General features: G+C 47.8%; 8 protein-coding genes. 2 read left to right on the plus strand and 6 right to left on the minus strand.

Annotation, left to right across the window (positions count from 1 at the left end; translation table 11 throughout):
* The first annotated feature begins 240 nt into the window (after positions 1–240).
* Both BLV66_RS04985 and BLV66_RS04990 read left to right on the plus strand, forming a co-directional pair.
* The gene (locus BLV66_RS04985) at positions 241–3672 is read left to right on the plus strand and encodes a pyruvate carboxylase (RefSeq protein ID WP_086987532.1); all 3432 of its coding nucleotides are present in this window, start codon (positions 241–243) and stop codon (positions 3670–3672) included.
* A gap of 72 nt (positions 3673–3744) precedes the next feature.
* On the plus strand, positions 3745–4182 hold the full coding sequence (locus BLV66_RS04990; RefSeq protein WP_086987531.1) for an acyl-CoA thioesterase: 438 nt from the start codon (positions 3745–3747) through the stop codon (positions 4180–4182).
* 194 nt (positions 4183–4376) lie between these two features.
* Here the strand turns inward: BLV66_RS04990 and BLV66_RS04995 are convergent, their stop codons facing one another.
* The 6 genes from BLV66_RS04995 to BLV66_RS05025 all read right to left on the minus strand — a co-directional run bounded on the left by BLV66_RS04995 (position 4377) and on the right by BLV66_RS05025 (position 10843).
* Positions 4377–5000 (minus strand): NUDIX hydrolase, encoded by a 624-nt coding sequence (locus tag BLV66_RS04995; protein ID WP_086987530.1) that lies wholly within the window; start codon positions 4998–5000, stop codon positions 4377–4379.
* A gap of 87 nt (positions 5001–5087) precedes the next feature.
* Positions 5088–5495: a secondary thiamine-phosphate synthase enzyme YjbQ gene (locus tag BLV66_RS05000; protein ID WP_245826747.1), complete on the minus strand. Its 408-nt coding sequence runs from the start codon at positions 5493–5495 to the stop codon at positions 5088–5090.
* A 50-nt stretch (positions 5496–5545) separates the two neighbouring features.
* Positions 5546–5986, minus strand: a complete 441-nt coding sequence (locus BLV66_RS05005; RefSeq protein ID WP_086987528.1) for a VOC family protein — start codon at positions 5984–5986, stop codon at positions 5546–5548.
* Positions 5987–6023: 37 nt separating this feature from the next.
* Positions 6024–6992, minus strand: a complete 969-nt coding sequence (locus BLV66_RS05010) for a tocopherol cyclase family protein (RefSeq protein WP_086987527.1) — start codon at positions 6990–6992, stop codon at positions 6024–6026.
* Between the two features lie 377 nt (positions 6993–7369).
* Positions 7370–8947 (minus strand): hypothetical protein, encoded by a 1578-nt coding sequence (locus tag BLV66_RS05020; protein WP_086987525.1) that lies wholly within the window; start codon positions 8945–8947, stop codon positions 7370–7372.
* Between the two features lie 414 nt (positions 8948–9361).
* Positions 9362–10843, minus strand: a complete 1482-nt coding sequence (locus tag BLV66_RS05025) for a glutamate synthase subunit beta (RefSeq protein ID WP_086987524.1) — start codon at positions 10841–10843, stop codon at positions 9362–9364.
* Between the last annotated feature and the right edge of the window lie 6 nt (positions 10844–10849).

A 10849-nucleotide genomic window follows, 5' to 3' on the forward strand; every position in this document is an offset into this window, starting at 1 on the left:
TTATGATTGAAAAATACTTATATAGTTCGTATTCTGATCAAAATGCGACATTTTACTCAATTATTAACAGATTCTTAAAAAGGTAGTTGTAAACAAGCAGATTAATGTGTAAAATGAATAATTAAAAAGATATAATTGATTTCTCTCGCCAAATTTTCATCTTTGGCGGAAATCACGAATCATTTTTAATCATTGTATAAGAAATGTTTCTGAATTTAATAAATTGGCGAGGTGGAAATATTGAAAAAAGTTTTGGTTGCAAATCGCGGCGAAATAGCGATACGTGTATTTCGTGCACTGACTGAACTGAAAATCCCTACTGTTGGCGTTTATGCGCAAGAGGATGAAGGTTCTGTGCACCGTTTTAAAGCAGATGAAGCCTATTTGGTCGGAAAAGGCAAAAAGCCTATCGACGCCTATCTGGACATTGAAGACCTGATCCGCATCGCTAAAGAATCCGGTGCAGACGGCATTCATCCTGGATATGGTTTCTTATCTGAAAATATTGACTTCGCTAGACGTTGCCAAGAAGAAGGCATCAAATTCATCGGCCCTTCTTTGGAACATCTGGACATTTTTGGCGATAAAATCAAAGCAAAAGTTGCAGCTGTGGAAGCTGGCATCCAGTCAATCCCTGGTTCAGACGGTCCAGTCGCAAACATCGATGAAGTTATTGAGTTTGCGGAAACCTACAACTACCCGATCATGATCAAAGCGGCTTTAGGTGGCGGCGGGCGCGGCATGCGTATGGCCTTCAATGAACAAGAAGCCCGCGAAGGTTTCGAAAGAGCTCGCAGTGAAGCTTTGGCAGCATTCGGCAGCGATGAAATTTATGTCGAAAAATATATCCAAGATCCAAAGCACATCGAAATTCAGATTTTAGGGGATGAGCATGGCAACATCGTTCACCTTTACGAGCGTGACTGCTCCGTGCAACGCCGCCATCAAAAAGTTGTCGAAGTGGCACCTTGTGTTTCCATGTCGGATCAAGTCCGCCATGAAATCTGCAACTCTGCGCTTCAATTGATGAAACACGTCGGCTATGTGAATGCCGGAACTGTTGAATTCCTTTTGGAAGGCGATCAGTTCTACTTCATCGAAGTGAATCCGCGTGTCCAAGTGGAGCACACAATCACAGAATTGATCACGGGAGTCGATATCGTGCAATCACAGATCCTGATTGCACAAGGTCAAGATCTGCATAAAGAAATCGGCATCCCGCAACAGGCAAATATCCCGTTGATCGGCGCTGCTATCCAATGTCGGATCACGACGGAAGATCCGTTGAACAATTTCTTCCCTGACACAGGAAAAATCAACACTTACCGTTCTCCAGGCGGCTTCGGTATCCGATTGGATGCTGGTAACGGATTCCAAGGTACGGTCGTAACACCATTCTTCGACTCCTTATTGGTTAAATTATGCGTGCACGCTTCGACATTCGACCAAGCCGTCCGCAAGATGGAACGTTCGCTGATTGAATTCCGTATCCGTGGCGTGAAAACGAACATTCCGTTCATGTTCAACGTCATTACGCACCCGATTTTTGTATCAGGTGATGCGAAAACGACATTCATCGATACGACGCCGGAATTGTTCGAATTCCCTAAAACACGCGACCGTGGTAACAAAACGATGCAGTACATCGGAAACATTACCGTTAATGGCTTCCCGGGCATCCAAAAAGGCCACAAGAAATTCTATGATAAACCTAGAATCCCGACTGACATTGTCGTGCCGGAACAAAAAATCATTACAGCCAAAAACATTTTGGATGAAAAAGGCCCTGCAGCCGTGAGCCAATGGATCAAGGACCAAAACCGTGTACTCTTGACGGATACGACTTTCCGTGACGCGCACCAAAGCTTGTTGGCTACCCGTATCCGCACAAACGAGATGCAAGCCATCGCAGCTGAAACGCAAGCAGCGATTCCGCAATTGTTCTCTTCGGAAATGTGGGGCGGAGCTACCTTCGACGTGGCTTACCGCTTCTTGAGCGAAGATCCTTGGAAAAGATTGAAGAAACTGCGCTCACAAATGCCGGATACGCTATTGCAGATGCTGTTCCGTGGATCAAATGCCGTCGGATACCAAAACTATCCCGACAACGGTTTGGAAGAGTTCATCAGACTTGCCGCTAAAAACGGGATCGACGTTTTCCGTATCTTCGACAGCTTGAACTGGACGAAGCAGATGGAAAGAAGCATCCAGTACGTGCGCGACAACAATAAAATCGCCGAAGCAGCAATCTGCTACACAGGCGATATCAATGATCCTTCACAAACGAAATACACGATCCAATACTACAAAGAGATGGCTAAAGAGCTGGAATCACTGGGCGCACACATTATCGCAATCAAGGATATGGCCGGTCTGTTGAAACCGCAAGCGGCTTACCGTCTGATCAGTGAGCTTAAGGATACAGTCGATCTGCCAATCCATCTGCATACGCATGATACAAGTGGAAACGGCATCTACACTTACTCAGAAGCGATCAAAGCCGGCGTCGACATCGTTGACGTGGCCATGAGTGCCATGAGCGGTACGACCAGCCAACCGAGCATGAGCAGCTTGTACTATGCTTTGGAAGGTTCTGAGCACGAACCGGAAATCAACATCCACAACGTGCACAAAATCAACCGTTATTGGGAAGATATCCGTGACTACTACGAAGAATTCGAAGGCGGCATCCAGACGACTTCAACAGAAGTCTACGACCACCAAATGCCGGGCGGACAATACACGAACCTGCAACAACAGGCGAATGCTGTCGGCTTGAACGACGAGTGGGATAAAGTCAAAGAGATGTACGCAGACGTGAACAAAATGTTCGGCGACATAGTCAAAGTGACACCATCTTCAAAAGTTGTCGGCGATATGGCCCTCTTCATGGTCCAAAATAAATTGAATGAAGAAGATGTCTACGCAAAAGGCGATTCAATCGACTTCCCTGAATCCGTGATCAGCTTCTTCAAAGGTGACTTGGGTCAACCTACAGGCGGATTCCCTGAAAGATTGCAGGAAATCATCCTGAAAGGCAAACAAGCCATCACAGTAAGACCAGGCAGCTTGCGTGAGCCGATCGATTTTGTCGCTTTGAAAGCCGAGTTGGAGGAGAAAACCCAACGTCCAGCCAGCGATGAAGATGTCATCAGCTACCTGATGTACCCACAAATCTTCCTGGATTATATCGCAGTCTACGATAAGTTCGGCGATGTCACAAAACTTGACACCCCTACTTTCTTCCACGGCATGCGTATGGGCGAGCAGATTGAAGTTCAGATTGAAAAAGGGAAAACCTTGATCATCAAATTGAACTCGATCGGTGAACCTGATTCGGACGGGATGCGTATCCTTTACTTCGACCTGAATGGCCAAGGCCGTGAGATTGAAGTCAAAGACATGTCCATCACCAGTACGAAAGCGATCCGCAAAAAAGCGGAACCTACCAACAAAGAACACGTCGGCGCAACAATGCCGGGTTCTGTATTGGAAGTTCTCGTCAAACGCGGCGATCGCGTTTCTCAAGGCGATCCAGTCGTGATCACCGAGGCGATGAAGATGGAAACGATGATCCGTTCCACAATCAGCGGTGTCATCGATCAGATCTACGTCATCGACGGCGATCAGATCGAAGCCGGAGACCTGTTGATCGAAATCGAATCAAAATAATATGTACTAGAAGGAGCAGATTTCTGCTCCTTTTCTTATTGAAAGAACGCTGTCACAAGGAGGAACCTTTTTTTGAAAAATGAACTGAACCCCTATATCCACGTCGCCCAATATTACGAAACGGATCAGATGAAGATCATCCACCATTCCAATTACATCCGTTGGTTCGAGGAAGCCCGCGTGGACTTTCTTGACCAAATCGGCGCGAATTATGCGAAATTGGAAGAATCCGGAATCATCAGCCCAGTCCTTTCCGTCGAAGCGCAGTACAAAACGATGGTCCGCTTTGGAGACTCCGTCTATGTCCTGACCGAAATCGACTCGTACAGCGGCGTTAAATTAGTCTTGACCTACCGTGTCATCGATGTCGCAACTGGCGAGTTGCGCACGACTGGCAAAAGCAAGCATTGCTTCCTGAACGAAGAAGGCCGACCTGTTTCGTTGAAAAAAGTCCAACCGCATGTGCATGCCAGCTTCGAAACCTATCGTGAGCATGTTTTCAGCGTTTGAGTAAGGGATATTGGATTTTTGCCAAGAAGTAACCTGACAAAACACCAGCCTCCCTCTCAGTTGCGGAAAATCGGCCTTTACAGAGGAAAACTATCGTTGATGTGCCCAGAATACTTTGTCCCCCGAATAGTCATTTAAGGTGCCTTTATGTACCGAAAAAAGCATGAGCCCAATCATTCGAGGGCTCATGCTTTTTATTCTGTTGTCATATTTTCATTTTTCTCCAATATGCTTACAAAGCGGTCGGTCAGGTTCGCGGTGAATCCCCAAAGTCGATGGGTCTCCAGATGGTAGAACGGCACGCAATGGACGCCGATCCTGAATTTGTAGTCCTTCCCGTTCGGAATCAATTCGAATGGGAAATCATCGGGATGTTCCAACCGCACCGTAGAAGAGTAATAGGTCGGCCGATTGTCCATGAAATACTGAAGCGGCACCGTGAAAATTTCCTGGACTTCCTTGTTGAAGCGGATATCATCCTTGTCCACGCCTACTATTTCCCCGACGTAACAATGGATGATCGCGCGCTCATTCATGATATAGTCCATTTCTCCCAGAATCTTGATATTGTCCCTTTTTATGTTCAACTCTTCCATCGTTTCACGGATCGCCGTTTCTTCAAAGCTTTCTCCCGGCTCCACTGCGCCGCCCGGGAATGACGTGTCGCCCGGTTGGGAGATATGCTCTCCACGCACTTCATAAAGAACATGCAGCGCCCCGTCCACCCTAATCAAAGGAAGCAGAACGGAAAAGTAGCGCTGTTCCCCGATCGGCTTTGGTTCATGTTCCGCCAATATTTTTTGAATATTTTCCAGCATCGTGTCCTCACCTACCGCTTGTTTTTCTTACATTATACATGTAATTATCTCGAATTCGAAATAATATGCTCGGGCCATTATTTAAACCTATCCGGCGATGATCTTCACGTGGAATTTGCGGTTGCGCGGACCATCGTAATCCCAGAAATAGATGCTTTGCCAAGTACCCAGCAGCATTCGTCCATCCGTCACGATGATCGTTTCGCTGACACCAGTCAAAGATGACTTAATGTGGGCATCGGAATTGCCTTCTGCATGGTGATAGCTGCCTTTATTCGGAAACGTATCCGTATAACCCCAATTCATATCCTTCTGCACATCTGGGTCGGCGTTTTCATTGATTGTGATGGCCGCGGTCGTATGCGGACAGAAGACTACCAAGATGCCGTCCTTCAAGCCACTTTTCGTCAGAGCGTCCTTGAGATAGACATCGATGTTTGTCAGCGACTGTTTGCCGCTCGTTTGGATGCGGTATGTAAACAGATTTTGGCTCAATTGCTTCTCCTCCATTCTGCATCATCAAATAATTTCTGAAACTCAGAAATTCAAACTGCATCCACCGAAATCTGCCATTCGATGCCGTACCGGTCAATCAGGCTGCCGTAAAGCGGACTCCAGAAAGTCTGTTGGAGTTCCATACCGATGGAGCCATCCTGAGCCAAGCGTTTGAAGACAGCCCGGGCTTCCTCCACATCATCGTAGGTCAGCGTCAACGACAGATTATTGCCTGTATGGTATTCCCTCCCCGGGAACACATCAGAAGTCATCAGCATAGCGCCATTTTCCAGTCTGATTTGCGCATTCATTATCAAATCCTCCACACCCGGCGGCAGGGAAAATTCTTCTCTCGTAGCCGTTTCGTCATTCGGTGCTTCCCCGAATGTAGTGATGCCAAGCAGTTCGCCATCAAGGGCCTCCACATAAAAATGGGTGGCTTCTTTAGCGTTACCGTCGAAATTCAGATAAGGAAATAGACTTGTCAACATACGGATTCCTTCTTTCGATTTTATTTTTTTTCAATAACTAGCGCACGACTTCAATGCCGGCTACATTCCCGACATCGTGGTAATTTTTCCCGGTTTTCTTGTCGGTGAAGTCGACCGTGACGATGCCGGAAAGTCCTTCTTTGACGATTTTATTCATTCCCTGTTCGGTCGGCGCCAGCAAAGCCCCTCCATGGAGCACTTCCGCACAAATGGTTAGGGAGGCGGAGTCATGGGAAACTTCGATTTCAATCCGGTCATCAGTCAACAATCCCAAAGTGAATTTGCTACGGTTATAGGTCGCAAAACGGTACTCTTCTCCATCCACGATAAAATTGCAGATGAAGCCTTCGAACGAGGAACCCCGGAAAGGGATTTTCGCCACCGAGAAGAAGATGCTGGTCCTATCGTCCCGGAAATGGTTGCACTGGATCCAGACGTACTCCTGCGGGAAAGACGTTCCCCAATCCTTTTCAAGGTAGCCTTTGCCGCCTGTAAAATCACTAGTCTTGGTTCCGATCGCAACAGTCCCGTCGATGGCGTGATTCATGCTGATGACGCCGTGGTAGCATTCCATGTTCGGTACGTAGGCAAAGAAACCCATGATGGATGGAGACACCGGTGTGCGTTTGACCGCTTGGAATGGCCCAAGCTTCAGGATGCCTTCTATCCGGAAATCCTCCTCTTCCAGATGCACACTGACGAGCGTTTCCGAAAAGACGCTGTTGCCGACTTTCAGCACAAATGGCGTTTGGTTGTATTGAAACGCAGACAATGGATAGCGGATGTAGCCGGTCCGCAGCTCTTTTTCGAGCGCTTCTCCGACATGGACATAGGAATATTGGATAAAACAGTGCGGGTCGTTTTCGGTGACCGAAATTCCGGGAATCAGACTGAGGACGGTCTTTTCATCTGCTGAAACACTCTTGAAATACCACCCTTCAAAATAGGGACCCTTCTTTTTCAGGTCGCCTTGAAACAGGATCGGATGGGTCACTTTATTTGCCATGGTGTAGCGCTCCCTTTCGCATGCTTTCTTATCTTTACTATGCAACAACAGCCCTTGGTCCGTCAATTTTTTGCATTTGCGGATCAGTCATTTTTTTGTTTGATCCGGTTGTCTAGCCAATGATTGTTTTTTGACTGTCAGCTCCGATGAGAGTGCCCTCATCGGAGAACGGTATTGCGCCAGGGAGCTCAACTCCGGCGAGCGGTTGCTCGCCGGAGGAGACTGATTTGTGGACGGCTGTACTCCGGCGAAGCCGCCGTGGTCGGAGCTGATGATCTTTTTGGATCTTCTCCTCCGGCACAGAAACATCGCAGTTACCCGTGAACAACAAAAAAGAGCCCACCTTCAAATGAGGCAGACTCTTCTTCCAATTATTCTTACTGTTTAATGATGGATACGACGCGTGCGCCATCCACTTCTATCGTCACGCTGTCACCGGCTTTGATGAACGGCAATTGCTTGTCGATGGATACTTTAGCGATATAGATGGTTTCTGCATCGCCTTCCAATGTGAAGTAATAAGTCGTTTCGCCGTCAATGACGACTGATTCCATGGCAGTGATGGCACCGCTGATGGTTTCGGTCTCGACGACCTCTTCTTCCTCATCGGTTGTAGTCGAGACGACGCCGCCAGTATAAGCGTTCCACGCAGCAGCCAAGGAATTGCCGGTCCCGACTTTCTGATAGTTCGTCGCATTCACAAAGGCATACATTTTGATCAAACCGGCATCATCCTTCAAGGACAATTGATAAACTGGCTTGTTTTCCATGTTGAACAAAAGCGGGAATGTACTGATATAGCCTTTTTCTTGTACTGATCCCTGGGCGCTCTCCATGGCACTCCATTCGGTCGCTGTGCTGATGTTGTAGCGTTTCGATTCCTTGGTCCTGGAATTGACCAGCACAAAACCGATATTCGATTCATCTGCAGCAACGGAAGTCAACCCGGTATACAGATACAGGTCATCATTCAGCACGATGTAGTTGTAGCCATCCGCATTTTGGATGACACCCTTCTTACTGATGACGCTGTTCAGGTAGCCGCCTTGATATTGCCCGTTGTAATTTATTTGCGTCATCACCATGTTCGCCGGGAATACGCGATCTACCCAATCAGGTACATCTGCAACACTATAGCGCGTGATGTCGCCGGAGGAAGCATCCACGACGAACACGCCGACAACTTCCTTAGGCCCCATGAAGCTGAATTTCTTTTCAACGATAGGCGCAATATAATAAGGATTGCCTTCTTCATCCAGTTCAAAGACCGGATTTTCGAACATCACAGTCGGATAGTTGAAAAAGATATGACGCGTGATGTCATCCCCGAAATAGCCGGAATGGGAATAATGGATATTTTTCTCCAGATTCACCAATTCAGAATCTCCCGTCACCATATCGACGGTCACATAATGCGGAATGCCATCTGCGCGGTTGTTCAACCAACGGAAAAAGCTGACGTATTCCAATGGTGAAACGCGGACCGAATCACCTTTATAGGCGATCTGCGTATATTCCGTGCTGACGTCGAATTGCGAAACCAAATTGAGGACTTCACCAAGTTTGCGGCTCCCCAGACGTTCCGCCATATCACGATCGATCGTCGGTATCAGTGAAGGATCCGTGATGGACAGGTCTTCCTCAAAATTACCTTCCGTATGCGTAATCAGACTGGCATAGTCTTTGGCCCTGAAAATTTGGGAGCCAAAAAGCATCCCACCAATGATAAAGACAATACTGATCCCGATGATGGCTCCGGAAACTTTGTTGACTTTATCGGCTTTTGACCGATCCAAGACGTTCATTAATGCTGCACTTGCGACCAAATACAAAAACATATTTGTCCAAAACTCCGGCGACTGGATCGACACTGGGGTCAACGCCGAATACCAATATCCTAAAAGAACGACTGCTGGCAGGCCATAGGCAATCGCCACACTTTTCCAATTTTTCACAACTCTACACCCTTTCTTTTCCTTCGAATCTTCCCTCATAAAACACTAAGGATTTGATGCTAGTATTATACCATTTTTTTGAGCTATATTTCGAATTTCAATATATGGGATTATTCAGGCAACCTGGGCACATTTCCTGCATTCGATCGGTGCTCCGGTCGAATGCAGGAAATGTGGGTTCACCGGAGGACAGCACTCCGGGATGGTCGGGTGCTCCGGTCAGGCGTAGGTCCGTCGGAGTTGACATATATTGTCGACCTCCTCCTCAGGCCGCCGCGGCTTCGCCGGAGTTCACCCTGTTATCCGATCCCCACCTCCGGCCAAGCGCTTTTGGCCGGAGGTGGGAACTCAATGTTGCCGCGACACAAAAAACCGAAGCGGCGATTTTCCGCTGCTTCGGTTTTTTTCAACTAATTAATAAATAGCTGTGTCGCCTGACAAGAAACGGTCCACTTCGCCTGCGGCTAGTTTTCCTTCTTGCAAAGCCCACACGACTAAGCTTTGTCCACGGCGCATGTCGCCGCATGTAAAGACTTTTTCCACGTTCGTTTTGTAGTCGGTCTCTGTTGCTTGGATATTGCTGCGCAGATCGCGTTTCAAAGCTAATTCATCCGGAATCGTATCTTCAGGACCGGTGAAGCCCATCGCTAACAAGACTAAGTCAGCTTTCCAGACTTTTTCGGTTCCTTCGACTGGTACTGGATTCATTCTGCCTAAAGCATCACGTTTCCATTCGATCTGTACAGTATGGACAGCCGTAACTTCGCCTGCCTCATTCTTTTCGACTTTTGTCGTGTTGATCTCGTAGTTGCGCGGATCGGAGCCGGTCAAGTAGATTGCTTCTTCTTGGCCGTAGTCCGTTTTCAGCTTTTTAGGCCATTCTGGCCAAGGGTTCGTATCTGCATCACGTTTTTCCGGAGCTTGCGGCATGATTTCGAATTGATGCACGCTCTTCGCGCCATGACGGATGGATGTACCGACACAGTCGGTACCGGTATCCCCGCCACCGATTACGATGACGTGTTTGTCTTTGGCAGAGATTTTGCTTTCCTGCGGTTCGCCTGCAAGGATATTTTGTGTGTTTGCAGTCAGGAAGTCCATAGCCATGTGCACGCCTTTTGCGTCATTGCCTTCGACATTGATGCCGCGGGCGCGGGTTGCGCCGCCGCAAAGAACGACTGCATCATATGTATCGACCAATTCCTGCGCACTGATGTCTTTGCCGACTTCGGTGTTGCAGACAAATGCCACGCCAGCTTCTTCCAGGATGTCCAATCTTCTTTGGATGATATCCTTGTCCAATTTCATGTTCGGGATACCGTACATCAACAACCCGCCTGGACGATCGCTTCTTTCGAAGACAGTGACCGCATGGCCGACTGAAGTCAAGTAGTGCGCAGTCGCAAGCCCGGCAGGACCGGAGCCGACAACCGCAACGCGTTTGCCGGTTGCCGGAGCTTTAGCCGGTTTTACCCAACCATTCTGGAAAGCATGTTCGATGATTTCGTATTCGATGCTGCTGATCGTAACGGGCTCACCGATAAGTCCTACTGTACAAGATCCTTCACAAGGAGCAGGACAGACACGACCCGTGAATTCCGGAAACGGATTGGTCAAGGATAAACGTTCATACGCTTCTTGCCATTGACCACGATACACCATGTCATTCCATTCGGGGATGAGATTGTGCAGTGGGCAACCGGACGCTCCGTTCGGCAACATGATACCTGCTGAACAGAACGGAATGCCACAGCTCATACAACGGGACGCTTGAGTCCGAATTTTTTCTTCTGATGTTTCTTCACGCATCTCGCCCCAATTTTTGATGCGGACTTCCGGAGAAATCTTTTCATAATTGGAACGGCTATATTCCTTAAATCCAGTAACTTTTCCCATCTTATC

Source organism: Trichococcus collinsii, assembly GCF_900107505.1.
Classification (GTDB): Bacteria; Bacillota; Bacilli; order Lactobacillales; family Aerococcaceae; genus Trichococcus; species Trichococcus collinsii.